Origin of the sequence: Streptomyces sp. NBC_00536, assembly GCF_036346295.1 — a bacterium.
GTDB lineage: Bacteria > Actinomycetota > Actinomycetes > Streptomycetales > Streptomycetaceae > Streptomyces.
The window spans coordinates 4,526,108-4,550,934 of sequence record NZ_CP107819.1 but is presented as its reverse complement, the minus strand read 5'-3'; the positions used below and the strand labels follow the sequence as shown (position 1 = coordinate 4,550,934).

Genomic DNA, 24,827 nt, shown 5'->3' with positions numbered 1-24,827 from the left:
CACCTTTCGCTCTGAGTAATCAACTTCCGCACACAGAGTGGCGACCGGCTCGGTAGCCTTTCAATGCGAACCCCGCAACAACGGGACGTGTTGACCAAGGAGTTGGCATGCCACCTAAGCCCCTGGACCCCTCCACCTCACCCCGCGCCCTGCTCGGCGCGGAACTCCGCGTGGCCCGCGAACGCGCGGGCCTCACCCAGGCCGAACTCGGCGAACCCCTCTTCGTCAGCGGCTCGTTCATCGGCCAGCTCGAAGCCGGTACGCGGCGCATGCACCTCGACATCGCGCGCCGGATCGATGAAATCCTCAAGACGGACGGCTTCTTCGCCCGCAACTGCGAGGCGGCGGCGAAGTCGAAGTACCCCGATCACTTCGCCGAGGCGGCCGAGGCCGAAGCGCTGGCGACGGGCATCCGGGAGTACGCGCCGCTGATCATCCCGGGGCTGTTGCAGACGGAGGCGTACGCCCGCGCCATCTGCCGCGCCTACCAGCCGACAGCGACCGAGGACGTCATCGACGAGCTGGTCAAGAATCGGCTGGACCGTGCCGCGCTGCTCGATGACCCAACAACCCCGCTGATGTGGTGCGTGCTCGACGAGGCGATCCTTCGCCGGGCGGGCGAGCACACAGCCGTGCTCGCCGAGAACCTACGACACATCGCGTCGCTGATCCGGTCGCGCCGGATCATCGTGCAGGTGCTCCCGTTCAGTGCGGGCCTGCACGCAGGCCTGTTGGGCTCCCTCAAGTTGATGACTTTCGACGGTGCACCCCCACTGGCCTACATCCAAGGCATGGGAACGGGGCAGCTGTTCGACGACCCGGCAACGGTCGCCAAACACAGGCTGACCTACGATCTCCTCACGGCCAATGCGCTGTCGCCGCGCGAATCACTGGCCATGATCGAATCGGTGGCGGAGGATTTCGAGAATGACCAGCACACGTGAGTACGACCTCTCGACGGCCCGGTGGCACAAGTCCAGCTACAGCGGCGGTGACGGCGGCGACTGCCTGGAGATGGCCACCTGGCGGAAGTCCACGTACAGCGGCGGCAACGGTGGCGAGTGCGTCGAGGTAGCCGAAGACCACGGCCACCCCGACATCGTCCCCGTCCGGGACTCGAAGCGTCCCGACGGCCCCCACCTGGCCTTCGCCACCCCCGCGTGGTCGGCCTTCGTCACCACCCTCTAGGGCCGCTTGACGCAGGTCTGGTCCTTCGACGGCAGTTCTCCGGAGGCCAGGTACGCGTTGACCCGGTCGTCCACGCAGTCGTTGCCGTAGCGCCCGAAGAGGGCGTGCCGGTTGGCGCCCTCAAGGGTGACCATCCGGGAACTCGGCAGCATGCGGCGCAGCTCGGCACTGCCCCTGTACGTGGTGCGCGGATCACCCGTGGCGGCGACGATCAGCACAGGGGCATCGCGCCGCACCTGCGTGGGCTCTTCGCGCGGCCGGTCCCAGAAGGCGCACGGCCCGATGTTGTGGGTCAGCGGGCCGAACAGCGGGTGCGCGGTCCGGCTGCGCTCGATGTCCCGCCAGTAGACCTCGGGGTGGCGCGGTGCGGCCACGTCCCCGCAGATGACCGCGGCCTGCACGCCCGAGGGCTGGGCATCGCCGTGCAGCAGGTAGCGGAGCGTCGCGGCGAAGTCGGGCGACAGCGAGGTCGGCGCCGCGCCCCGGGCGGCCTTGTCCAGTACGGACATCTGCTCGCCGAGGAAGGCCCGCGTGGGGTCCCTGTCGTCCCCGATGGCGCTGAAGAGGAGCACCGGCACCTGGCTGTCGTCGATCCGGAAGGTGTCGGCGCCGATGCCGACGGTCAGCGGCTCGCGCGCGGCGGCCGCGACCACACGGCCGACGGTGGCGAGCACCTCGGCGCGGGTGCGCCCGAGGCCGTAGGTGTCGTGGCGCTCCGCCGCCCAGGCGGCCCAGTCCGCGAGGGCCTTCTCGTTCTCGCGCTCGGAGCCCTTCAGCAGCCGCGGGCCGAAGTCGTCCGGGGCGATGGCTCCGTCGAGCACCATCCGGTCGTAGCGGCCGGGGAACATCTGGGTGTAGACCGTGCCGAGGTAAGTCCCGTACGAGTAGCCGAGGTAGGAGATCTTCCGCTCGCCGAGCGCGCCGCGGATGACGTCCATGTCCCGGGCCGTGTTGCGGGTGCTGATGTGCGGCAGCACCGAGGGGTCGGCGGCGCGGCACTTGTCGGCCAGGCCCTTCTGCAGCGCGACCTGACGGTCGAAGGCCGTCCGGCTGGCCCCGGCCGAGAACCAGGACGTGCCGACGGTCCAGCCGCAGTCCAGCGGAGTGCTGCGGCCGACGAAGCGCGGGTCGAAACCGACGATGTCGTAGCGCGCGCCGACCTCCTTCATCGCCGTGCGGACGACCGGCGGTGACGGGACCGAGGGACCGCCCGGGCCGCCGTTGTTCAGCAGGATCGAACCGATGCGGTGACGGGTGTCGGTGGCCTTGAGCCGGGACACCGCAACGGTGATCGTCCGGCCCCGGGGGGCGGCGTAGTCCAGCGGTACGGTCACGTCCGCGCACTGCACGCCAGCCTTGTCGAGATCGCGGCCCGCGGCGTCGGCGGGGCCCTCGGCGCAGGTGCCCCAGCCGAGGCGCTGCCCGTAATACCGGTCGAGCCCGGCCCCGTCCTCGGCAGCGGCCCCCGCCCCGGCGGCCGCGGCCGGGGCGGGGGAGGCGGTCAGGCAGGCGGTGAGGGCGAGGCCCACGGCGGATGCGAGGCGCGCGGCGGGGCTGAGGGTGGGCATGGGTCTCCTTGGCTGGTCGCGTACGCCCGGCCGCTTCGCCCGGTCGCATGCCCCGAGGCTAGGAACCGGCCCCGGTACGGCGCATCGCCCACGGGCACGAGGACCCCGCTCCCACTCCCGGCCCCACCCGGGACCGGCGGCCCGGTCGGCCTGGAACCCGCCCTGGCGGGCCCGCGCCCATCAGCCCGCCTTCCGGCTACCAGTTCGATCATGATTGAATGCCGCGTCGCGGTGACGCGGGTCACATCGCCTCCATGTCACGAACGGAAGGGCAGCTTGCGTCTGGTGGTCGTACGCACGGCGGGAACGACCGACACGAAAGAGGCAGCGCAGCGATGGACACGACGACAGCGCAGCGGCACGAGGTTCCGGTCCACGAGGTTCTGGTCCTGGGCGCCGGTTACGCCGGGCTCTCCACGGCGATCCAGCTCGCGGCCCGCACCAGGAAGCGCGGGAACCTGCGCGTGACGCTGGTCAACCCGTACGACACCTTCACCGAGCGGCTCCGGCTGCACATGACCGCGACCGGCCAGGAGACGGCCGAGATGAACATCCCGGAGCTGCTCGACGGCACCGGCGCCGCCTTCGTCCGCGGCTGGGTCACCGCCGTGGACGCCGACGCGAAGACCGTACGGATCGACGACGACCGGGTGCTGCGCTACGACACCCTGGTCTACGGCCTGGGCAGCATCGCGGACACCGTCACCGTCCCCGGCGTCGACGACCACGCCTACACCTTCAACAGCCCGCAGGACGCGGCCCTCCTCGCCGACCGGCTGACCCGGCTGACCCGGCTCGACGGCGGGACCGTCGTGGTCGGCGGCAGCGGCCTCACCGGCATCGAAGCCGCCGCGGAGATCGCCGAGCGGCACCCGGAACTCCAGGTGGTGCTGCTGGGGCGGCAGGAGCCGGGCGCGGGCATGCACCCGAAGGCCAAGGCCCACCTGGACGCGGCGCTCGCCCGGCTCGGCGTGCGGGTGCTCGCCGGCGTCGAGGTGGTCAAGGTGCTGCCGGACAGCGTCGAACTCGCGGACGGCACCGGCATTCCGGCGGACGCGGTGCTGTGGACCAGCGGCACCCGCGTCTCCCCGCTGGCCACCGCCGCGGGCCTGACCGTCGACGAGCGCGGCCGGGTGGTCACCGACAGCGCGCTGCGCTCGGTCTCCCACCCCGAGGTCTACGCCGTGGGCGACGCGGCGGCGATCCGCCAGGGCTACGGCGTGATGCACGGGACCTGCCAGGGCGGCATGCCCACCGGTGTGCACGCGGCCCTCTCGATCCTGCGGGTACTGGCCGGGAAGGAGCCCAAGCCCTTCCGCTTCGGCTACTACCACACGCCCGTCAGCCTGGGCCGGGGCGACGCCGTCGTGCAGTTCACCCGCCCCGACGACAGCCCGCGCCGGATCGTGCTGACCGGCAAGCGGGCGGCGAAGTACAAGGAGACGGTCAGCGCCGCGCCGTGGCCGACCTTCGCCCGCATGAAGAAGATGCCCGCCTCGGGCGCGTTCTGGCCGCACGGCGGCCGCTACACGAAGATTCGGAGCGCCAAATGACCCAGCCGCAGCAGACCGGCCCGCAGTCGACCGGTCCGGAGCAGACCGGTCCCGACCAGCTCGCCTTCCAGGAGTACCGGACCCTGCTCTTCTCCGTCGCCTACCGCCTCCTCGGCTCCGCCGCCGACGCCGAGGACGCGGTCCAGGACGCCTGGCTCAAGTGGTCGTCGGCCGACCGGTCCCAGGTCGCCGACCCCAAGGCCTACCTGACCCGGATCGTCTCCAACCTGGCGATGGAACGGCTGCGTTCGACCCGCCACCAGCGCGAGACCTACGTCGGCCCCTGGCTCCCCGAGCCGATCCTCACCGGCCCGGACACCGCCGACGGCGTCGCCATGGCCGACTCGGTCTCCACGGCCCTGCTGGTCGTCCTGGAGACCCTGAGCCCCCTGGAGCGCGCGGTCTTCGTCCTGAAGGAGGCCTTCGCCTTCAGCTACGCGGAGATAGCGGACGCGATGGAACGCTCGGAGGCGGCCGTCCGGCAGGCCGCCCACCGCGCCCGCGAGCACGTCCAGGCCCGCAGGCCCCGCTTCACCGCGGACCGCGCCCGCCAACGCGATGTCACCGAGCGGTTCTTCGCGGCGGCGACGGGAGGCGACATCAACACGCTCATGGAGCTGCTCTCCCCGGACGTGACGCTGTGGACCGACGGCGGCGGCAAGGTCCGCCAGGCCCTCAAGCCGGTCATCGGCCTGGAGACCGTGGCCCGCTGGTTCGCCGCGCTCGGCACGGTGACCTACCAGGGCATCGAGCCCGGGCAGATGCGCGCGGAACTCACCTCGGTCAACGGCGGCCCGGGCGTGGTCTTCCGCGGCCCGGACCGCGTGATCGCCACGCTGACCTTCGACTTCGACCAGGAAGGCCGCATCTCGACCATCCACAACGTGGCCAACCCCGACAAGCTCCACGCCATCACCGACGGCACCCGGCACGCCTGACCCAGGCCCAGGCCTAGCTCCGGTACACCCGCAGCCCCGTCACCTCATACGACAGCTCAGTGACCCCCGGCTCCGGGGCCGGGTGGTAGCGGCCCGCCGAGACCGAGAGGTTGACGACGAGGTAGGCGTGCCAGGAGCGGCCCACGCCCCGGCCGTCGCTGAAGACCCGGGCGCCGTTGACCCACCAGATGACCGAGGACTTGCCGAATTCGACCTTGAGGTCGACCCACTCCCCAGGCCGGATCACCGGGTCGCGGTGGTAGCGGTGCGCCTCGCGGACGTGGTTCGACAGCTCCAGCAGGTCCGGGTTGTCGGGGTGGTACTCGAAGACGTCGATCTCCTGGCCGCCGTCCCGCCAGGTCCAGATCGCGGGCCAGGCGCCCCGCCCCACGGGCAGCTTCACCCGGGCCTCCAGCACATCGCCGGTGCGCACCATGAAGCCCTCGTCGCTGCCCTCGGTGGTGAGCAGCCCGCTGTCCCAGTCGCCGTCGGGGCGCAGGGTGGCCCGGAAGACCCCGCCCCGGCTGTACGCGGGGTCTTCGACGAGGTGGTCCAGCTTGTTGTCGCCCGGATTGACCGGGCCGCCGTCGGGATAGGCCCACGAGCGGCCCGCGATCCACTGGGCGGGAGAGGTGAAGTCGGCGGTGAAGACGGGAGTGCGGCGCGGGCGCGGCATGAACAGCCCCCCGCCGCCGCCCTCCCTCGGGGCGAGGTGGCGGGTCAGCCGCCACAGTCGTTCGAGCATGTCCGAGACCATGGTTCCGGTCTGCCCGCCCGGCGCCGCCCCACACCCAAGTTCTCGCTCAGAGTAATCACACCAACACGATGTGCGACTACGCGACTAGCGGTGGCTGCTCCGGGCCGCCTCGATGAACGCCCGGATCAGCTCGGGGGACTTGACCCCGCGCGCGCTCTCCACCCCGCTGGACACGTCGACGCCCCACGCCCCCGTGGCCCGTACCGCTTCCCGCACGGTGCCCGGCGTCAGCCCGCCCGCCAGCAGCCAGTGCCCCTCGGGGGCGGTGAACTCGTCCGATCCCCAGTTCCAGGGCTTGCCGGAGCCCGGGTCGGGGGCGTCGAGCAGGAGCAGGTCCTCCCCGTACTCCCCGCACCGCTCCACGCGCTCGGCGGTGGCCCGCAGCAGGGTCCGGCCCTCGGCGCGCAGCGCCGCGAAGTCCCCAGGCCCCTCCTCCCCGTGCAGCTGCACGCCCCGCACACCGCTCTCCTCTGCCAGCCGGCGCACCTCGTCCACCGGCTGCCCCCGGAACACCCCGACCGTGAGCACCCCCGCCGGGACCCGGGCCGCCAGCTCGCGAGCGGACGCGGTGTCGACCGTACGCGGGCTGCCCGCGGCGAAGACGAACCCGATGGCGTCGGCCCCCGCGGCCACGGCCACGTCGACGTCCGCCGCGGTCCGCAGCCCGCAGATCTTGATGAACACGTCAGTCATGCCCGCAGTCAACCACCCGCACAGGAGAACGAGCGCAGGAGACCGAGAAAGAACTCCCGGCCGCGCGACATCCTGTCCCCTCGCGTAGTCATCAGGGGTATGCGGGGATCACTGAGCAAGAGAACGGGCGGGGACCGCGTGACATCAGCACAGGAGGAGGCGTACCTGGAATTCGTGGCCGGGCGGGCGAAGGCGCTCTACCGCTCGGCGTACGCACTCGCGGCCGGCGACACCCATCTCGCCGAGGACCTGGTCCAGGAGACCCTGAGCCGGCTGTACGTGCACTGGAGCCGGGTGGCCCGCGCGGACAGCCCGGCGGCCTACGCCCAGACGGTCCTGGTCCGTACGTTCCTCAGCATGCGGCGTCGGCGCAGCACCGGCGAGCGCCCGACCGGGAACATCCCCGACAGCCCGCAGGCCGGTCCCGACGCCGCGCTGCGGATCACCCTGCTGGACGCGCTCGGCCAACTGCCGCCCCGCGACCGGGCGGTGATGCTGCTGCGCTACTGGGAGGGCCACACCATCGAGGAGACCGCCAAGATGCTCCGGCTGAGCAACGGCGCGGTCCGCTCCCAGGGCACCCGGGCACTCGGCAGGCTGCGCGCGCTGCTCGGCGACAGCCTGTCCGACCTGGTTCCGCGGTGAGCGCCGGAGCCCGCGGGCCCGTGCCGCCGCAACGCCCCCACCAGCGAAAGAGAAGTGACGCCACCATGCCGGATGCCACCATGCCGTTCGAAACAGACCTCGCCCACGCCCTGAACCGCACGACGGACTCCCTCGAACCCGACCTCACCGCGCTCGTCGGCGGAGCCGTCCAGCGCGGCCGCAGCCGCCGGCGCCGGCGCAACGCCGGGATCACGGCCGGGGTCGGCGCCTGCGCCGCGCTCGCGGTGGGCGCCCTGATGCTCCCCGGCATGCTCTCCGGGGCCTTCCCCGGGACCTTCTCCACCGGGTCCGACATGGAACCGGCGGCGCTGGCGCTGCCCCGCTCCGCGGTCAGCGGCGACCAGATGATCGCGGCCGTGGAACAGTCGCTCCCCGGGGGCCGGTTCAGCGAGAAGACCGGGCAGAGCAACAACCCCGCGGATCCGTCCGCCGGGTACGTCGCCAACGGCGGCATGGCCGTAGACGACGGGCACGGCGTCGCCTACGTCGGCGTCTCGGCCCTGCGGCTCAAGCTGCCGCTCAGGGACGGCGACGGGCTGAACTGCGAGGAGAAGCGGACGCCCAAGCGGGCCAAGGGTGACACCTGCGAGCTGCGCGAGCTGCCGAGCAGCGCCGCGGTCCCCGGCGGGGCGCTGGTGATGTGGGAGAAGACCGCGGCGGAGCAGCCGGTCCGGGCCGACACCGCCCACCGCTGGACGATGACGGTCACCCTGAAGGCAACCGGCGCGCAGGTTCAGATGGTGCAGTGGAACAGCCCCGGCGGCGGCACCGGCGGCGGCGTGTTCCCGAAGGCGACCCGGCCCGCTCCCCCGCTCTCCGAGGAGCAGGCGGAGGCCGCCCTCACCGGCGCCGTCTGGGCACCGGTCCTGGGCGCCGTCGGCTGAGCCAACGAAACATCTCAAATAAACGCCCGAGGGCGGCACCCCCCGTGGGGAGTGCCGCCCTCGTTCGAAGAACAGCCGATCAACCGTCGGGCCGGAGCCCGGGGCGGATCAGAAGTCCATGTCACCGCCCGGCATGCCGCCGCCCGCGGGGGCACCGGCCTTCTCGGGCTTGTCGGCGATGACGGCCTCGGTGGTGAGGAAGAGGGCCGCGATCGACGCCGCGTTCTGCAGCGCGGAGCGGGTGACCTTCGCCGGGTCGATGATGCCCTCGGCGATCATGTCGACGTACTCGCCGGTCGCGGCGTTCAGGCCGTGACCGATCGGCAGGTTGCGCACCTTCTCGACGACGACGCCACCCTCGAGACCACCGTTGACGGCGATCTGCTTGAGCGGGGCCTCCAGCGCGAGCTTGACGGCGTTGGCGCCGGTCGCCTCGTCGCCGGTGAGCTCGAGCTTCTCGAAGACCGCGGAGGCCTGGAGCAGGGCCACGCCGCCACCGGCGACGATGCCCTCTTCGACGGCCGCCTTGGCGTTGCGGACGGCGTCCTCGATGCGGTGCTTGCGCTCCTTGAGCTCAACCTCCGTCGCGGCACCGGCCTTGATGACGGCCACGCCGCCGGCCAGCTTCGCGAGGCGCTCCTGGAGCTTCTCGCGGTCGTAGTCCGAGTCGGAGTTCTCGATCTCGGCGCGGATCTGGTTGACGCGACCCTGGACCTGGTCGCTGTCGCCGGAGCCGTCGACGATCGTGGTCTCGTCCTTGGTGATGACGACCTTGCGGGCGCGGCCGAGCAGGTCGAGGCCCGCGTTCTCCAGCTTGAGGCCGACCTCCTCGGAGATGACGGTGCCGCCCGTGAGGATGGCGATGTCACCGAGCATGGCCTTGCGGCGGTCGCCGAAGCCCGGAGCCTTGACGGCGACGGACTTGAAGGTGCCGCGGATCTTGTTGACGACCAGGGTCGACAGAGCCTCGCCCTCGACGTCCTCGGCGATGATCAGCAGCGGCTTGCCGGACTGCATGACCTTCTCCAGGAGCGGCAGCAGGTCCTTGACCGAGCCGATCTTGGAGTTGACGATCAGGATGTACGGGTCGTCGAGGGACGACTCCATGCGCTCCATGTCGGTGGCGAAGTACGCCGAGATGTAGCCCTTGTCGAAGCGCATGCCCTCGGTGAGCTCAAGCTCCAGGCCGAAGGTCTGCGACTCCTCGACCGTGATGACGCCTTCCTTGCCGACCTTGTCCATCGCCTCGGCGATGAGCTCGCCGATCTGGGTGTCGGCGGCGGAGATGGAGGCCGTAGAAGCGATCTGCTCCTTGGTCTCGACATCCTTGGCCTGGGCCAGCAGGGCGGCGGAGACGGCCTCGACGGCCTTCTCGATACCACGCTTGAGGGCCATCGGGTTCGCACCGGCGGCTACGTTGCGCAGGCCCTCGCGGACGAGCGCCTGGGCCAGCACGGTGGCCGTGGTCGTACCGTCACCGGCGACGTCATCCGTCTTCTTGGCGACTTCCTTGACCAGCTCGGCGCCGATCTTCTCGTACGGGTCCTCGAGCTCGATCTCCTTGGCGATGGAGACACCATCGTTGGTGATCGTGGGGGCGCCCCACTTCTTCTCAAGGACGACGTTGCGACCCTTGGGGCCAAGGGTGACCTTGACGGCGTCGGCGAGCTGGTTCATGCCTCGCTCGAGACCGCGCCGGGCCTCCTCGTTGAACGCAATGATCTTGGCCATCTGAAGTGGTCCTCCCGGACAGCGGTGGATTGCTCCTGGACCGCGCCCGCGCCCGCGACGGACGGCCTGTTGAGCCTGCCGGTTCCTTCCCGCCAGACTCGCTGGGCCTCACCGACCCGGTCCTCGTTTAGTAGCACTCTCACCAGGAGAGTGCTAACGCCAATGATTAGCACTCGGCACCCCCGAGTGCAAGCGGCTTCGGGGAACAGCCGGTGAACGACGGGGCCGGGCGCGGGCCGGGCGTACGAGGGGCCCGCATCCCCTGTCTCAGGATGCGGGCCCCTCGTGTTCGTCTGTCGGTGGTCGATCGCTCCGGCTAGCCGACTGCGAGCTTGACCATGTCCGCCTGCGGACCCTTCTGGCCCTGCGAGATCTCGAACTCGACCCGCTGACCCTCTTCAAGGGTGCGGTATCCGTCCATCTGGATGGCGCTGTAGTGGACGAACACATCCGCACCACCGTCGACCGCGATGAAGCCGTAGCCCTTCTCCGCGTTGAACCACTTGACGGTGCCCTGAGCCATGCCTAACTCCCCTATTACTGGCCCTTGCGCAGGACCGCACTTCGCGGACCCGGGTCAGAACTTGCGCCGGAACGCCTCGACCGGGGCTGAATGTATCCGCACCGCTGCTGTCTGCGACAGGTCATTCCGACGAGAAATCCGGACACGCCAATAGATTGAAATAGGGTGAAAATTAGGAATCTTCCGGGGCAACTCGGGCCGGACAAACTGCGCCAACGACCCATAGCGCGCCTGCATGTTGACTCAATGTCAACCCTTCCGCGACCCGTTCATATGCGGCGGGCAAGAACAGCGGCGGGGACTTCCCCAACTCTACCGCGCCCAACCAAGCAGAATTGCCCCCTCCGTTTCTTACCGGAGGGGGCAATTCAGGTTTTCGCCTGCTCGGCAGGCCTACAAGGCGGGCCTACAAGGAGCGGCTCAGCCGCCCGCGACGGCGGGAATGATCGAGACACCCACGCCGTCGGGCGTCGGCGTCTGCAGCCCGCTCTCGAAGCGCACGTCGTCGTCGTTCACGTAGACGTTCACGAAGCGGCGCAGCTTGCCCTGGTCGTCGAGCACGCGGGCGGCGATGCCCGGGTGGCTCTGCTCCAGGGAGTCGATGACCTCGCTGAGGGTCGCGCCCTCGGCGGGGACCTCGGCCTGGCCGCCGGTGTAGGTGCGCAGGATGGTGGGGATGCGGACGTTGACGCTCATGGCGCTACTGCCTTTCCGGGGGTCAGAGGACGGTCGGGAGGGTGGTCACGCCAGGCCGGCGGCGCGGAACGCGTCCAGGCTCGGGCGGATGGTGGCGGTCTGGCCGCTGTCGCCGGCCACCGCCTCCAGGGTCTTGAGGCCGTCACCGGTGTTCAGGATCACGGTGGTGAGCGCCGGGTCGAGCTGCCCGTTCTCGATGAGCTTCTTCGTCACGCCGACGGTCACGCCGCCCGCGGTCTCGGCGAAGATGCCCTCGGTCTGCGCCAGGATCTTGATGGCCTCGACGACCTGCGTGTCGTTGACGTCCTCGACGTAGCCGCCCGTACGGCGGGCGATGTCCAGGACGTACGGGCCGTCGGCCGGGTTGCCGATGGCCAGCGACTTGGCGATGGTGTCCGGCTTCTGCGGGCGGACCACGTCGTGACCGGCCTTGAAGGCGGTCGAGACGGGCGAGCAGCCCTCGGCCTGGGCGCCGAAGATCTTGTACGGCTTGTCCTCGACCAGGCCGAGCTTGATCAGCTCCTGGAGGCCCTTGTCGATCTTCGTGAGCTGCGAGCCGGACGCGATCGGGATGACGATCTGGTCGGGCAGCTGCCAGCCGAGCTGCTCGCAGATCTCGTACGCCAGCGTCTTGGAGCCCTCGCCGTAGTACGGGCGCAGGTTGACGTTGACGAAGCCCCAGCCCTCGCCGAGCGGGTCGCCGATCAGTTCGGAGCAGAAGCGGTTGACGTCGTCGTAGTTGCCCTCGATGCCGACCAGGTCACCGCCGTACACGCCGGCCATGACGACCTTGCCCTGCTCCAGGTCGTGCGGGATGAACACGCAGGAGCGCAGTCCGGCGCGGGCGGCGGCGGCGCCGACGGCCCCGGCCAGGTTGCCCGTGGAGGAGCAGGAGAGCGTGGTGTAGCCGAAGGCGCGGGCGGCCTCGACGGCGATCGCGACGACCCGGTCCTTGAAGGAGTGCGTCGGGTTGCCGGAGTCGTCCTTGACGTAGAGCTTGCCGGTGACGCCCAGCTCCTTGGCCAGGTTCTCGGCGTCCACGAGCTTGGTGAAGCCCGGGTTCAGGTTCGGCTTCGAGGCCACGTCGGCGGGGACGGGCAGCAGCGGGGCGTAGCGCCAGATGTTGGCCGGGCCGGCCTCGATCGCGGCGCGCAGCGCTTCGGGGTCACCGGCCGGAAGCTCGTAGGCGACTTCCAGGGGGCCGAAACACTCGGCGCAGGCGAAAATGGGACCCAGTTCGAAGCGGGTGGCACATTCGCGGCAGGAAAGCGCGACGGCGGGTCCGAGATCGACGGTGGTCGCAGCAGAAGTGGCGGAAGTGGTGGTCGCGGCAGAGGTGGCGACAGTCTGTGCAGACATGACGGCGAGGCCCTTTCTCCTCATCTTCCCCGTGGCGCACTTCGCCACGAGACGGATTTGGCACCTTCCCTAGCCGGGGACCTCGCTGACTTTGCAAAAATCGCGAGACCGACTGGAGGGTTGCCGGGGCTTCAACGGGCCGTATCCCTCTGCCCCTCTGGATGAGCGGTATGGCGCGAACGCGCCTTGGCGGCGCACCCGTGCGTTTGTACGTGGGGACCCCCGACATGCGATGGTCCTCCGCGTTGTTCAAGACTGTAACCGAAGGCATGGATGGTTGAGACAGCCGTCCAAACCGCGAGATGGATCATATTTCGGCCATAACGATGGCCGGGACACCACTGAATCAGGGAGTGCTGAAGGTGCTGGAAGAGGTGGAGCGCTGGCTGGGGGCCCGCTCCTGGTCCGCCACCGACCGACCGCTGGAGCGGCTACTTTCGGCCAAGCGGGCATCGGGCATCAGGGTCAGTGTCGTGTTGCCCGCTCTCGACGAGGAGGCGACGGTCGGCGCGATCGTCGAGGTCATCCGCCGTGACCTGATGGATTCCCTGCCCGTACCGCTCGTCGACGAACTCGTCGTCATCGACTCCGGGTCGAGCGACCGCACCTCCGAGGTCGCGGCCAAGGCCGGCGCCCGCGTGGTGCACCGCGACGACATCCTGCCGCGGGTCCCGGCCCTGCCCGGCAAGGGCGAGGTGCTGTGGCGCTCGCTCCTGGTCACCAGCGGGGACATCGTCTGCTTCGTCGACGCCGACCTGCGCGACTTCTCCGCCGCCTTCGTCTCCGGGATCGTCGGCCCGCTGCTGACCGAGCCGGACGTGCAGTTCGTCAAGGCGATGTACGACCGCCCGCTCGGCGACGCGCCCGGCCAGGGCGGCCGGGTCACCGAACTGGTGGCCCGCCCGCTGCTGAACCTGCACTGGCCGCAGCTGGCCGGATTCGTCCAGCCGCTGGGCGGCGAGTACGCCGTACGCCGCTCCCTGCTGGAGCGGCTGCCGTTCCCCGTCGGCTACGGCGTCGAGCTGGGGCTGCTCGTGGACGCGCTGCACACGGCCGGCCTGGACGCGCTCGCCCAGGTCGACGTCGGCGTACGGCTGCACCGCCACCAGGACGGGCGGGCGCTGGGCCGGATGGCCGCCGCGATCTACCGGACCGCGCAGCTGCGGCTCTCGCGCGGGCACCTCGTACGGCCGGAGCTGACCCAGTTCGAGCGCGGGCCGGACGGCTTCGAACCGCACACCTACCCGGTGGACACGGTGGAGCGGCCGCCGATGCGGGACGTGGAGGAGTACGCCCACCGGCGCGTGGCCTGACGGGTGCCCCGGCGCGCCGCATGACGGGACTCACGGTTTGAGGGAACGTCGGCCGGGCTAGGTTGCCCGCATGGCCTCTCAGGTACTCGTCGCCGCCAACCGCGGCCCGCTCTCGTACGCCCTCGACGCCGAAGGCACGCTCAGTGCCCGGCGCGGCGGGGGCGGTCTCGTCTCCGGCCTCTCCGCCGCCCTCGCCCAGCAGCCGGAGGCGCTGTGGATCTGCGCGGCGCTCTCGGAGGCGGACCGCGAGGCGGTGCGCCGGGGGGTCGCCGAGCCGGGCGTGCGCATGCTGGACATCGACCCGGCGGTCTATGACGACGCCTACAACTCCATCGCCAATTCGGTGCTCTGGTTCACCCACCACCACCTGTACGACATTCCGCGCGAGCCCGTCTTCGACGCGGCGTTCCACCGGGCCTGGGAGTCGTACATCGCCTACAACCGGGCCTTCGCCGAGGCGCTGGCCGAGGAGGCGGGGCCGGGCGCGCGGGTCCTGGTGCAGGACTACCACCTGGCGCTGGTGCCCGGCATGCTGCGCCTGCTGCGGCCCGACCTGCTGATCGCGCACTTCACCCACACTCCGTGGGCCTCCCCCGACTACCTGCGCGTCCTGCCCACGCACGTCCGCGAGGAGCTGGCCTGGGGCATGCTCGGCGCGGACCTGGTCGGCTTCCACACGGGGACCTGGGCCGGAGCGTTCCTGGCATCGATGGCGGAGATGGACGACCGCTACGGCGTGGTCACGGTGGACGGCGACGACATCGACCACCGGCGGTACGCGGTCTGGTCGCGCCGGACCACCGCGGTACGGGTCTTCCCGCTCGGCGTGGACGGCGACGAACTGCGCGCGCTGGCGCACCGGCCCGAGGTCAACGACAAACTGGCCGCGCTGCGGGCGGAGGTCGCCGGGCGCAAGACGATCGTCCGCGTGGACCGCACCGAACTGTCGAAGAACATCCTGCGCGGGCTGCTCGCCTACCGGGAACTGCTGACCACCCGGCCCGAATGGCGCGGGCGCGTGGTGCACCTGGCGTCCGCCTACCCCTCGCGGCAGGACCTGGCCGTGTACCGGGCGTACACGGAGTCCGTGCGGGAGCTGGCCGCGGAGATCAACACGGAGTTCGCCACCCCGGACTGGCAGCCGGTGATCGTCTCCGTCGAGGACGACTTCGCGCGCTCCCTGGCGGCGTACCGGCTCGCGGACGTGGCTCTGGTGAATCCCGTGCGGGACGGGATGAACCTGGTCGCGAAGGAGATTCCGGTGGTGTCGGAGGCGGGGTGCGTGCTGGTGCTGTCCTCCGGGGCGGGGGCGTACGAGGAGCTCCACTCGGATGCGCTGACGGTGAACCCGTACGACGTCACGGAGACGGCCTCCGCACTGCACGCTGCCCTGTCCATGCCGGACGGCGAGCGCGCCGAGCGCACCAAACGCCTGGCGGCGACCGCCACCGCCCTCCCCCCGGCGTCCTGGCTCACCGCCCAACTCACCGCCCTCGCTTAGCCCTCAATCGCCGGGCGGGCTGACCCATGCGCTCAATCGCCGCGCGGGCTGAGGATCTGCCCTCAATCGCCGGGCAGGCTGACCTCGTGCGCTCAATCGCCGCGCGGGCTGATCTTGCCTCCGGCGGGCCCTCAAACGCCGGGCGGCTGGGGGTGCCCACCGGCCCAGCGAATCCAGCCCCGCCGGCGTTTGAGGCGCCCCCGGAGGGCGAACCGGCCGCAGCTCGGTCTATCGCCGTGCGGGCCGATGTCGCCTCCGGCGGGCCCTCAAACGCCGGGCGGGCTGGGATTGCCGGGCAGGCCACGCCGGCAAACCCAGCCCCGCCGGCGATTGAGGCGCCCCCGGAGGGCCCAGCAGCCGCGGGCGCCCACCGAGGGCAGCGAATCCAGCCTCGCCGGGCGGCTGAAACTGCCCCCGCCGGGGCTAGAGGGCGGCGGCCAGGGTGGCGAGGAAGGCGGCTATGTGGGGCGGGCCCGCGAGGGTGAGGTCGGCTCGGGCGGCCAGCTCGGGAACTTCGGCGGAGCCGCTGCACAGGAGGAGGCCGGGGATCCCGTCCGAGCGGAGCTTTTCCACGGCGGAGAAGGCGGCCAGGTCGCCCAGGTCGTCCCCGGCGTACAGCACCGCCTCGGCCCCCGTCTCCGCGAGGTAGGACGAGAGGGCCACCCCCTTGTCCATCCCCGGCGGACGGAGTTCCAGCACGGCCCGCCCTGGTTCGACGATCAGCCCGTGCCGCGCGGCCAGCTCGGCCAGCGGCCCCCGCAGCGCGTCGAAGGCGGCCGCCGGATCCGCGGCGCGGCGGGTGTGGACGGCCAGGGCCCGCCCCTTCTCCTCGATCCAGGTGCCGCGCCACGCCCCGATGGAGTCGAGGAATCCCGGCAGCTCGGCCCGCAGGGCCGCGACCCCGGGGTGTTCGGCGGGGGCGTGGACGCTGCCGGTGACGGCGTCCCAGCGTTCGGCTCCGTAGTGGCCGAGGACGACGAGGTGTTCCAGCCCCGGCACCCCGGCGAAGCCCCCGTGGCGGACGGCGACCCCGGCGGGCCGCCCGGTGATCACGGCGACGGACGCCACCCGCGGTGCGAGCGCGGCGAGCGCGGGCACGGCGTCGGGGTGGGCGCGCGCCTGGTCGGGGTCGGGCACGATCTCGGCGAGGGTGCCGTCGAAGTCGAGGGCGATCACGGACCGGCGCGGGTTGCGCAGCAGGGCGTCGAGCCCTTCGCGTCCGGCGGCGGTGACGGGCACCGGCAGGTGGTTCATCGGCAGGCTGTGCGGATGGCTCCCCATGCCCTCGACCCTAACGGTCCCCCCGACCGGAGGGCTATCGCCGGGCGCGCTGCGCTTCGCGCAGCCTGCGCAGGCGGTTGACCGTACCCGGCGCGTGGGCGAGCGCCCGGGGGTCGTCCATCAGCGCGTTGAGCAGCTGGTAGTAGCGGACGGGGGGCATCCCGAGCACTTCCCGTATCGCCCGCTCCTTGGCGCCGGGTCCGGGCCAGGTGCGCCCCTCGTACGCGAGCACGGCGGCTTCCGTCTCCGTCAACCGCCCGCCCTCCGTCATACCGCCAGATTAACGCCGCCCACCGACAGGACGCTCAGTGCGTGTCCGCCGCCCGCGCCGAGCGCGCCATCTCCTCCAGCGTCTTGGCCGGCTGTCCGCCCGGCTGGACGGTCTTGCCGATGTTCTGCTTGATGTTCTCGCTCACCCCGGCCCAGGACTTCTTGCCGACGGGGTAGAGCCGCGAGGTGGGCAGCGCCTGGAGGAAGGTCTTGAGCTGGCTCGCGCCCGCCCCGTTGGCCGCTTCCATCGACCGATAGCCGCTGGTGGTCACCGGCAGCAGGTCGTAGCGGCTGGTGAAGGCGGTCTGGTTGTCGGCGGAGTAGAGGAAGTCGAGGAACTTGCCGGACTCCTTGCGGTGGCCGTTCTTGAAGGCCATGACCCAGTCGGCGACGCCCATGCCGGGCTTCTCGGCGCCGTCGGCGGTCGGCAGGGCGACCATGCCGAACTTCACGCCCTTCCCGCCGGCCTGCTTGATCAGCGTCGGGTGGCCGTTGAGCATGCCGACCTCGCCGCGCGTGAAGCCGTCGAAGGCGGCCTGGCGGTCGAGCTTCGCGGGCTCGACGGGGCCGGTGAGGCCGCCGCCGACCAGGGTGTCGCGCAGGTACTCGAAGGTCTTGACGTTGTCCGGGGAGTCGAGGGCGTAGGACTCCTCGTTGTCGGTGTAGCCGCCACCGCCCGCGAGCAGCCAGTTCATGGTCTCGGCCTGCGCCTCCTCGCGGCCCAGGGGCAGCGCGAAGGGGGTGGGGACCTTGGCCGCCTTGAGTTTCTTGGCGGCGGCTTCCAGTTCGGACCAGGACTTGGGCTGCCAGCCCTTGCCGGTGCCGACCGCGCTCGCCGGGATGATGCCCGCGTCGGCGAAGAGCTTCTCGTTGTAGAAGAGCAGCCGGGTGCTGGCCACGAAGGGCATGCCGTACTGGACCCGCTTGACCTTGCCCGCGTCGGCGAGCGGCGCGAGGAAGTCGGCCTCGGTCTGTACGGAGAGCAGCTCGTCGGCGGTGTAGAGCTTGTCGGCGGCCGCGTAGTCGGCGTAGGCGCCGATCTGCGCGATGTCGGGGGCCTTGCCGGCCTTGACCAGCTCGGCGACCTTCGCGTCGACCTCGGTCCAGGAGTAGACGTTGACCTCGACCTTGATGCCGGGCTGCTCCTTCTCGAAGCGGTGGGCGAGGTCCTTCCAGTACGTGGCGGAGGAATTCGCCGGATTGTCCCCGTAGTCGGCCGCCACGACGCGCAGGGTCACCTCGTTGTTCCCGCCGAGGACCTCGCTCCCGCAGCCGGTCAGGGTCACGGTCATGCACAGTGCGGCGCCGGAGGCCGCCAGGCTCAGGTAACGGGCTCTCACAGCTCTCGGTCCACCCCATGGTTGTACGTACGATCCACGTAAGGTCTACACCACTTTCGCGGAGTGTCCACAACCGGACGGGGGTCGGGGTCCCCCATTTGTATGGCCACTCAACAATCCCTCTCAGTGGACTAGACCTTTGCCCGTCGAGCACGCGAGACTGTCACCTGTGAAACCCGTGAAACACGTCATCGCCCTCGATGTGGGCGGCACCGGGATGAAGGCCGCCCTCGTCGCCGAGGACGGCACTCTGCTCCACGAGGCGCGCCGCGCGACCGGCCGCAAGCGGGGCCCCGACGCCGTCGTCGAGTCGATCCTGGAGTTCGCCTCGGAACTGCGCGACCTGGGGGCGCAGCGCTACGGAGGCAGCGCCCGCGCCGCCGGAGTCGCCGTCCCCGGGATCGTCGACGCCGAGAACGGGATCGCCGTCTACGCGGCGAACCTGGGCTGGCGCGACGTACCCATGCGCGCCCTGCTCAGCGAACGCCTCGGCGGCATCCCCGTCGCCCTCGGGCACGACGTGCGCACCGGCGGACTCGCCGAGGGCCGCATCGGCGCGGGCCGGGGCGCCGACCGCTTCCTCTTCGTGCCGCTCGGCACCGGCATTGCCGGCGCCATCGGCATCGCGGGCCGGATCGAGGCGGGCGCCCACGGCTACGCGGGCGAGATCGGCCACATCGTGGTCCGCCCCGGCGGCCCCGCCTGCGGCTGCGGCCAGTACGGCTGCCTGGAGACCCTCGCCTCCGCCTCCGCCGTCACCCGCGCCTGGGCGGCCGCCTCCGGCGACCCCGACGCGGACGCCGCGGACTGCGCCAAGGCCGTCGAATCCGGCGACCCGCGCGCCCAGGAGGTGTGGCTGGCCGCCGTCGGAGCCCTCGCCGACGGGCTGGTCACCGCGCTCACCCTGCTGGACCCGCGCACGCTGATCATCGGTGGCGGGCTCGCGGAGGCCGGGGAAACCTTGTTCACACCACTTCGGACGGCCGTGGAGGAACGCGTGACGTTCCAGCGGCTGCCCGAGATCGTTCCGGCGGCCCTCGGGGACACCGCCGGATGCCTGGGCGCGGGTCTGCTCGCCTGGGACCTACTCGCCACGGAGGTACCTGCCTGATGGCCGGAAGCGCACACAGCACCGTTCTCTCCGGCGCCAAGGTGGTGCTGCCCACCGGGACCGTCACGGGCGGCCGCGTCATCGTCGAGGGCGAGCGCATCGCGGGCAGCGCCCACGAGGACGCGCGCACCCTCGACCTGGCCGGACACTGGATCGTCCCCGGCTTCGTGGACATGCACAACCACGGCGGTGGCGGCGCCTCCTTCACCTCCGGCACCCCCGAGGAGATCCTCAAGGGCGTACGGACGCACCGCGAGCACGGCACCACCACGCTGGTCGCCTCCACCGTCACCGGTGACCTCGACGAGCTGGCCCGGCGGGCCGCGCTGCTCGCCGAGCTGACCCAGCAGGGCGAGATCGCGGGCATCCACTTCGAGGGCCCCTTCATCAACCCCTGTCGCAAGGGCGCGCACAAGGAGGACCTGCTGCGCGACCCGGACCCGGCCGAGGTCCGCAAGCTGATGGACGCCGCGCACGGAGCGGCCCGGATGTTCACCCTGGCCACCGAGCTGCCGGGCGGGCTGGACTCCGTACGCCTGCTGGCCGAGCACGGGGTGATCGCCGCGATCGGGCACACCGACTCCACCTACGACCAGACCCGCGAGGCCATCGACGCGGGCGCCACCGTCGCCACCCACCTCTACAACGCGATGCCCGGCCTGGAGCACCGCGCGCCCGGCCCCATCGCGGCGCTGCTGGAGGACGAGCGGGTCACCGTCGAGCTGATCAACGACGGCACCCACCTGCACCCGGCGATGCTGGAGCTGGCCTTCCACCACGCGGGCGCGCACCGCGTCGCGCTGATCACCGACGCGATGGACGCGGCGGGCTTCGGCGACGGCACCTACCACCTGGGTCCGCTGGAGGTCGAGGTCAAGGACGGCGTGGCCCGGCTGGTCGAGGGCGGCTCCATCGCGGGCTCGACGCTGACCCTGGACACCGCCTTCAAGCGGTCGGTGACCCTGGACCGGCTGCCCGTCGAGTCCGTGGTCCAGGCGATCTCCGCGAACCCGGCCCGGCTGCTCGGCGTCTACGACCGGGTCGGCTCGCTGGAGCCCGGCAAGTACGCCGACCTCGTCGTCCTCGACGCGGACTTCGACGTCAAGGGCGTCATGCGGCGCGGCGAATGGATCGTCACCCCGGCGGTGTGAGCCCGGCCGCCTGAGCCCGGCCGTTCGAGCGCAGGCGGCGGGCGGTCGGCCCGGGGGACTGGGCCGACAGCCCTGCATTTGGCATGATCCCGGCAGACCGATACCCGGGGGTCCGCCACATGATCGTCACCGTCACACTCAACACCGCACTCGACGTCACCTACCGCGTGCCGAGGCTGCTGCCGCACGCCTCGCACCGGGTGTCCGACGTCATCGAGCGCCCCGGCGGCAAGGGCCTCAACGTGGCCCGGGTGCTCGCCGCCCTCGGCCACGAGGTCACCGCCACCGGCTTCGCGGGCGGCCCGGCGGGCGAGGCGGTGCGCGCGGGCCTGGCCGCCCACGCGCCCGGCGTCGTCGACGCGCTCGTCCCCTGCGCGGGCCCCACCCGCCGCACCCTGGCCGTGGCCGACGCGGCGACCGGCGACACCACCCAGTTCAACGAACCCGGCCCGCTGATCACCACCGCGGAATGGGCCGCCTTCCAGGGCCGGTACGAGACCCTCGTACGGTCCTCCGCGCGCCCCGTCGCCGCCGTGGCCCTGTGCGGCAGCCTCCCGCCCGGCGTCCCCGTCGGCGCGTACGCGCTCCTGATCCGCACCGCCCGCGCGGCCGGCGTCCCGGTCCTCCTCGACACCAGCGGCGAGGCCCTGCGCCGCGGGATCGCCGCCCGCCCCGAGATGATCAAGCCGAACGCCGCCGAACTCGCCGAACTGACCGGCTCCCGCGACCCGCTCCCCGCCACCCGCGACGCCCGCCGCCGCGGCGCCCACGCGGTCATCACCTCGCTGGGCCCCGCCGGGCTGCTCGCCGCCACCCCCCAGGGCACCTGGCGGGCCGCCCCGCCCCGCGCCCTGTCCGGCAACCCCACCGGAGCCGGGGACTCCGCCGTCGCGGGCCTCCTGTCGGCACTGGCCGAGGGCCTCGACTGGCCCGCCCGCCTCACCCGCGCCGTCGCCCTCTCGGCGGCCACCGTGCACTCCCCGGTCGCGGGAGAGTTCGACCCCCGCACCTACGAAGAGGTACGGGGGTCGGTCACCGTCACGCAGGCACCCGGTCCCGGTCAGTGACCAGGGCCCGGGGTCGGCGTCAGCTCGCTTCGAGCCACAGCTGGTCGATGAGGACGTCGCACTGGTTGCCCGCCTCGCACGAGATCTTGACGGTGTTCGCGCCCGCCTTGAGGTCGACCAGCGAGTAGGTGTTGGTCCAGCCCTTGTCCCACTCGCCGGGCTTCGCGTTCGCCCAGTTCTTCATGTTTATCGGACGGGTCTGCGCCTCGCCGTTGACGGTCAGCGTGGTCGTGCCGTCCTTGCCGGGCACCCCGTAGGTCATCTTCAGCTTGTAGTTGCCGGCCTTCGGCACGTCCAGCGACCAGGTCAGCGACGCGCCCGGCTTGTTGAAGCCGCCCACGTACTGACCGGTGCTCGACTTGGCGCCCGGCACCGCGTTCTGCACGCTCGCACCGCCCGCCAGCGCGAAACCGGAACCCGTCGCGTCCGCCTTCGGCAGCGCCGGGCCCGCCGAGGGCGACGCCGAGCCGCTCGGCGACGTGGAGGACGGCGGCTGCTGGGACTGCGACTGCGTCGTGCCCTTGTCCTTGCCGTCCGCCTTGTTCTGGTCCTTGTTGTCGTTCCCCCAGATCACGGCCGCGCCGATGCCGATCGCCACGGCGGCGACCACCGCACCGGCCGCGATCAGCATGCCGCGGCGGCTGGACCCGCCGCCGTTGCCGCCGCCGTGACCGCCGCCCTGGGGCGGGATGGCCTGGGTGTACTGCTGCTGCGGGGGCACGCCGTAGCCGCCCGCCTGGAGCGCTTCGGGGGCCTGGTACTGCGCCTGGTACTGCGGGGCCGGGCCGTTCGGGTACGCGGGCTGCTGGCCCGGGCCCTGCTGCGGCGGGCCCTGCTGGTAGGGGACCTGGCCGCGCTGGCCGCCGTACGTCCGGTCGCCGACCGTACGCACCTGGTTGTAGGAGGTCCTGGGAACACCTGGCTGCGCACCACCGGCGGGGCCGGGGTAGCCGTATCCGCCACCCTGTCCGGGCGGCGTGGCGCCGGCGGCCTGCCCGTCCTCGTAGAGGTAGCCGAACGGGTCGTCGTCCTCGGGCTTGTTCGCCCCACCGTTCGAGCCGTGGTTCGCGGGCGTCGTCATCTCAGGTCACTCCTTTCGACCCACGGGAGCCTACCTCGAACAGGCAAGCTCCAGGCGCTCTGCCACCAGGTGGACGGACTCAGCCCGCCCTGCGGTGGGCCTTGGAGCGCGAGCGCTTCTCGATGTACATCCGCTGGTCGGCGGAGCGCAGCACCTCGTCGGCGGACATTCCGCAGCTGGCCCAGCCGATCCCGAAACTCGCCCCCACACGGACCGCCCGGCCGTCCACCCGGATCGGCGGGATGATCGCGTTGCGCAGCCGGACCGCGAGGTCCGCCGCGTCCGCGGAGCCCAGCCCGTCGGCCAGCACCACGAACTCGTCGCCACCCAGCCGGGCGACGGTGTCACCGTCCCTGACCCCGGTCGTCAGCCGCCGGGCCACCTCGATGAGCACCGCGTCCCCGGTGTGGTGCCCGAACCGGTCGTTGATCGACTTGAAGCCGTCCAGGTCGCAGAAGAGCACCGCGAGCCCCTTGGTGCCGTCGTCGACCTCCGTCTCGGGCGCCACCGTGTGCACGTGGTGGTCGTACGGTCCCGCTCCCCCGGCACCGCCCGGGCCACCGGGGCCGCCCGCCTGCCCCGGCACCCCGGGGAACTCGAAGGGGTCGGGCCCGCCGGGCCCGCCGTCGGGGCGGAAACCGTGCTCACCGCCCCCGCCGCCACCGCCCGCCGCCACCGGCCCGCCCGGCCCGTCCCGCCCCTCGAAGGCGGCGTCCAGGGCCTCCACGGCCGTCGCCCGCACGGACTGCGGTCTGCGACACAGCCGCGCGCCGAGCCGGGCGCGCAGCTCGGCGCTGTTGGGCAGCCCGGTCAGCGCGTCGTGACTGGCCCGGTGCGCGAGCTGGAGCTCGTGCCGCTTGCGCTCCTCGATGTCCTCGACGTGGGTGAGGAGGAAGCGCGGCCCGTCGGCCGCGTCCGCCACCACGGAATTGCGCAGCGACACCCATACATACGTGCCGTCGCGCCGCCCCAGCCGCAGCTCGGCCCGGCCGCCCTCGGCGGAGGTCCGCAGCAGGGTGCCGATGTCCTCGGGGTGGACGAGGTCGGAGAAGGAGTACCGGCGCAGGACGGAGGCGGGCCGGCCGAGCAGCCGGCACAGCGCGTCGTTGGTGCGCAGCAGCCGTCCGTGCTGGTCACCGCCCATCTCGGCGATGGCCATGCCGCTGGGCGCGTATTCGAAGGCCTGGCGGAACGACTCCTCGCTGGCCCGCAGCGCCTGCTGCTCGCGTTCGAGCCGGACCAGGGCCCGCTGCATGTTCGCGCGCAGCCGCGCGTTGCTGATCGCAATCGCCGCTTGGAACGCGTACATCTGGAGGGCTTCGCGGCCCCACGCGCCGGGACGGCGCCCGTTGCGCGGCCTGTCCACCGAAATGACACCCAGCAGTTCCCCGCCTGACGCGTACATGGGGGCGTAGAGCCGGTCCTCGGGGTGCCACTCGTCCTCGAACCGCGGATCGGGCCCCTCGGTGTGCCACTGGGGGACGTCGTCCTCGATCAGGACCCAGCCCTCGGTGTGCGGGATGAAGCGCAGACCGTCCCAGTCCCGACCCATCGTCAAGCGGCGGTCCCAGGAGGCGCGGGAGCCCACGCGACCGGTGATGAGGGCCTCCGCGGAGGGGTCCCCGGCGAAGGCGGCGACGACGAGATCGCCGTCCGGGCGTACGAGGTTGACACAGGCGAGTTCATAGCCGAGGCCCAGGACGATGCCGTCCACGACGGTCTGCAGGGTGTCCGCGAGACTCCGGGCCGTATTCAGCTCGGCGACCACCTTGTGCAGCTGCCGCAGGGTCGCAAGACGGACGTACGGCTCCGACTCGGTCTCCATTGCTCGCTCTCCCCGAGACCTCGACAGCAACTCCAGGTTTGTCATCGGCGTTTCGTTGCGGTGTCCCGTCCACTGAATCACAGTGAGCTGTGCCGCAGGTACACAGGGTCAACAAATCTTGCCCTCTGTGACTCAAGTCACATGAGATGGATAGTGGGGCTCCAGCCGCCTGGGGGCGCTCCCCTTCATTTCCGGGAGCAAACGATACGCCGAGCACCGGGGAACCGGTGGGAAGAGCGCGGCAGAACGCGGCACGTGTGGCGGGCAGGCGTGGCCGGGAAGCACGGCCCGGCAGACCGGAGCGCGGCCCGGAAGACCTAGGCCGCGGGTC

Annotated in this window: 23 protein-coding genes and 1 riboswitch; of the genes, 11 read left to right on the top strand and 12 right to left on the bottom strand. The window is 71.6% G+C overall.

What is annotated here, in order from left to right; translation table 11 throughout:
• Positions 1–107: 107 nt before the first annotated feature.
• Together OHS33_RS20045 and OHS33_RS20040 are read left to right on the top strand one after the other, a co-directional pair.
• Positions 108–944, top strand: a complete 837-nt coding sequence (locus tag OHS33_RS20045) for a helix-turn-helix domain-containing protein (protein WP_330331779.1) — start codon at positions 108–110, stop codon at positions 942–944.
• The gene (locus OHS33_RS20040; RefSeq protein ID WP_330331778.1) at positions 928–1,188 is read left to right on the top strand and encodes a DUF397 domain-containing protein; all 261 of its coding nucleotides are present in this window, start codon (positions 928–930) and stop codon (positions 1,186–1,188) included. The genes OHS33_RS20045 and OHS33_RS20040 overlap by 17 nt, the downstream gene beginning before the upstream one ends.
• Here the strand turns inward: OHS33_RS20040 and OHS33_RS20035 are convergent.
• The gene (locus OHS33_RS20035; protein WP_330331777.1) at positions 1,185–2,756 is read right to left on the bottom strand and encodes an alpha/beta hydrolase; all 1,572 of its coding nucleotides are present in this window, start codon (positions 2,754–2,756) and stop codon (positions 1,185–1,187) included. The genes OHS33_RS20040 and OHS33_RS20035 overlap by 4 nt on opposite strands.
• A gap of 335 nt (positions 2,757–3,091) precedes the next feature.
• Between OHS33_RS20035 and OHS33_RS20030 the strand changes: the two genes are divergently transcribed.
• A complete protein-coding gene (locus OHS33_RS20030; protein ID WP_330331776.1) occupies positions 3,092–4,309 on the top strand; it encodes an NAD(P)/FAD-dependent oxidoreductase in 1,218 nt (405 codons plus the stop codon).
• Positions 4,306–5,247: an RNA polymerase sigma-70 factor gene (locus OHS33_RS20025; RefSeq protein ID WP_330331775.1), complete on the top strand. Its 942-nt coding sequence runs from the start codon at positions 4,306–4,308 to the stop codon at positions 5,245–5,247. Before OHS33_RS20030 ends, OHS33_RS20025 begins: the two co-directional genes overlap by 4 nt.
• Positions 5,248–5,260: 13 nt before the next feature.
• On the opposite strand, the gene OHS33_RS20020 is transcribed toward OHS33_RS20025, so the two are convergent.
• Positions 5,261–5,923, bottom strand: coding sequence for a beta-glucanase (locus OHS33_RS20020; protein ID WP_330335117.1), 663 nt, complete (start codon positions 5,921–5,923; stop codon positions 5,261–5,263).
• A gap of 165 nt (positions 5,924–6,088) precedes the next feature.
• On the bottom strand, positions 6,089–6,697 hold the full coding sequence (locus OHS33_RS20015; protein WP_330331774.1) for a phosphoribosylanthranilate isomerase: 609 nt from the start codon (positions 6,695–6,697) through the stop codon (positions 6,089–6,091).
• Positions 6,698–6,835: 138 nt separating this feature from the next.
• Between OHS33_RS20015 and OHS33_RS20010 the strand changes: the two genes are divergently transcribed.
• Both OHS33_RS20010 and OHS33_RS20005 read left to right on the top strand, forming a co-directional pair.
• Positions 6,836–7,342 carry a SigE family RNA polymerase sigma factor gene (locus OHS33_RS20010; protein WP_330331773.1) on the top strand — a complete coding sequence of 169 codons (507 nt, stop codon included), beginning with the start codon at positions 6,836–6,838 and terminating at the stop codon, positions 7,340–7,342.
• Positions 7,343–7,422: 80 nt separating this feature from the next.
• Positions 7,423–8,247, top strand: coding sequence for a hypothetical protein (locus tag OHS33_RS20005; protein ID WP_330331772.1), 825 nt, complete (start codon positions 7,423–7,425; stop codon positions 8,245–8,247).
• Between the two features lie 108 nt (positions 8,248–8,355).
• Here the strand turns inward: OHS33_RS20005 and groL are convergent, their stop codons facing one another.
• The 4 genes from groL to thrC all read right to left on the bottom strand — a co-directional run bounded on the left by groL (position 8,356) and on the right by thrC (position 12,556).
• A complete protein-coding gene (gene groL / locus OHS33_RS20000; protein WP_330331771.1) occupies positions 8,356–9,978 on the bottom strand; it encodes a chaperonin GroEL in 1,623 nt (540 codons plus the stop codon).
• Between the two features lie 316 nt (positions 9,979–10,294).
• Positions 10,295–10,501 carry a cold-shock protein gene (locus tag OHS33_RS19995; RefSeq protein WP_003967346.1) on the bottom strand — a complete coding sequence of 69 codons (207 nt, stop codon included), beginning with the start codon at positions 10,499–10,501 and terminating at the stop codon, positions 10,295–10,297.
• 420 nt (positions 10,502–10,921) lie between these two features.
• Complete coding sequence (locus OHS33_RS19990) at positions 10,922–11,197, bottom strand: MoaD/ThiS family protein (protein WP_330331770.1); 276 nt, start codon at positions 11,195–11,197, stop codon at positions 10,922–10,924.
• A gap of 45 nt (positions 11,198–11,242) precedes the next feature.
• A complete protein-coding gene (gene thrC, locus OHS33_RS19985) occupies positions 11,243–12,556 on the bottom strand; it encodes a threonine synthase (RefSeq protein ID WP_330331769.1) in 1,314 nt (437 codons plus the stop codon).
• A gap of 17 nt (positions 12,557–12,573) precedes the next feature.
• A riboswitch (SAM riboswitch) is annotated at positions 12,574–12,724 on the bottom strand.
• A 194-nt stretch (positions 12,725–12,918) separates the two neighbouring features.
• On the opposite strand from thrC, the gene OHS33_RS19980 reads away from it, so the two are divergent.
• Positions 12,919–13,869: a glucosyl-3-phosphoglycerate synthase gene (locus OHS33_RS19980; protein WP_330331768.1), complete on the top strand. Its 951-nt coding sequence runs from the start codon at positions 12,919–12,921 to the stop codon at positions 13,867–13,869.
• A 70-nt stretch (positions 13,870–13,939) separates the two neighbouring features.
• Positions 13,940–15,370 carry an alpha,alpha-trehalose-phosphate synthase (UDP-forming) gene (locus tag OHS33_RS19975; RefSeq protein WP_330331767.1) on the top strand — a complete coding sequence of 477 codons (1,431 nt, stop codon included), beginning with the start codon at positions 13,940–13,942 and terminating at the stop codon, positions 15,368–15,370.
• A gap of 423 nt (positions 15,371–15,793) precedes the next feature.
• Here the strand turns inward: OHS33_RS19975 and otsB are convergent, their stop codons facing one another.
• The 3 genes from otsB to OHS33_RS19960 are packed head-to-tail and all read right to left on the bottom strand — an operon-like array spanning position 15,794 to position 18,261.
• Positions 15,794–16,651, bottom strand: a complete 858-nt coding sequence (gene otsB, locus OHS33_RS19970; RefSeq protein WP_330331766.1) for a trehalose-phosphatase — start codon at positions 16,649–16,651, stop codon at positions 15,794–15,796.
• A gap of 34 nt (positions 16,652–16,685) precedes the next feature.
• Positions 16,686–16,922, bottom strand: coding sequence for a DUF3263 domain-containing protein (locus tag OHS33_RS19965; protein ID WP_330331765.1), 237 nt, complete (start codon positions 16,920–16,922; stop codon positions 16,686–16,688).
• A gap of 34 nt (positions 16,923–16,956) precedes the next feature.
• Positions 16,957–18,261 (bottom strand): ABC transporter substrate-binding protein, encoded by a 1,305-nt coding sequence (locus tag OHS33_RS19960; RefSeq protein WP_443065324.1) that lies wholly within the window; start codon positions 18,259–18,261, stop codon positions 16,957–16,959.
• A 178-nt stretch (positions 18,262–18,439) separates the two neighbouring features.
• On the opposite strand from OHS33_RS19960, the gene OHS33_RS19955 reads away from it, so the two are divergent.
• From OHS33_RS19955 to OHS33_RS19945, 3 genes are all read left to right on the top strand, one after another.
• Positions 18,440–19,372: an ROK family protein gene (locus tag OHS33_RS19955; protein ID WP_330335115.1), complete on the top strand. Its 933-nt coding sequence runs from the start codon at positions 18,440–18,442 to the stop codon at positions 19,370–19,372.
• Positions 19,372–20,523, top strand: a complete 1,152-nt coding sequence (nagA, locus tag OHS33_RS19950; protein WP_330331764.1) for an N-acetylglucosamine-6-phosphate deacetylase — start codon at positions 19,372–19,374, stop codon at positions 20,521–20,523. Before OHS33_RS19955 ends, nagA begins: the two co-directional genes overlap by 1 nt.
• Positions 20,524–20,642: 119 nt before the next feature.
• The gene (locus OHS33_RS19945) at positions 20,643–21,590 is read left to right on the top strand and encodes a 1-phosphofructokinase family hexose kinase (protein WP_330331763.1); all 948 of its coding nucleotides are present in this window, start codon (positions 20,643–20,645) and stop codon (positions 21,588–21,590) included.
• A 19-nt stretch (positions 21,591–21,609) separates the two neighbouring features.
• On the opposite strand, the gene OHS33_RS19940 is transcribed toward OHS33_RS19945, so the two are convergent.
• Both OHS33_RS19940 and cdgB read right to left on the bottom strand, forming a co-directional pair.
• Positions 21,610–22,671 (bottom strand): CBM35 domain-containing protein, encoded by a 1,062-nt coding sequence (locus OHS33_RS19940; RefSeq protein ID WP_330331762.1) that lies wholly within the window; start codon positions 22,669–22,671, stop codon positions 21,610–21,612.
• A gap of 79 nt (positions 22,672–22,750) precedes the next feature.
• Positions 22,751–24,496 carry a diguanylate cyclase CdgB gene (gene cdgB, locus OHS33_RS19935; RefSeq protein ID WP_330331761.1) on the bottom strand — a complete coding sequence of 582 codons (1,746 nt, stop codon included), beginning with the start codon at positions 24,494–24,496 and terminating at the stop codon, positions 22,751–22,753.
• Positions 24,497–24,827: the final 331 nt, after the last annotated feature.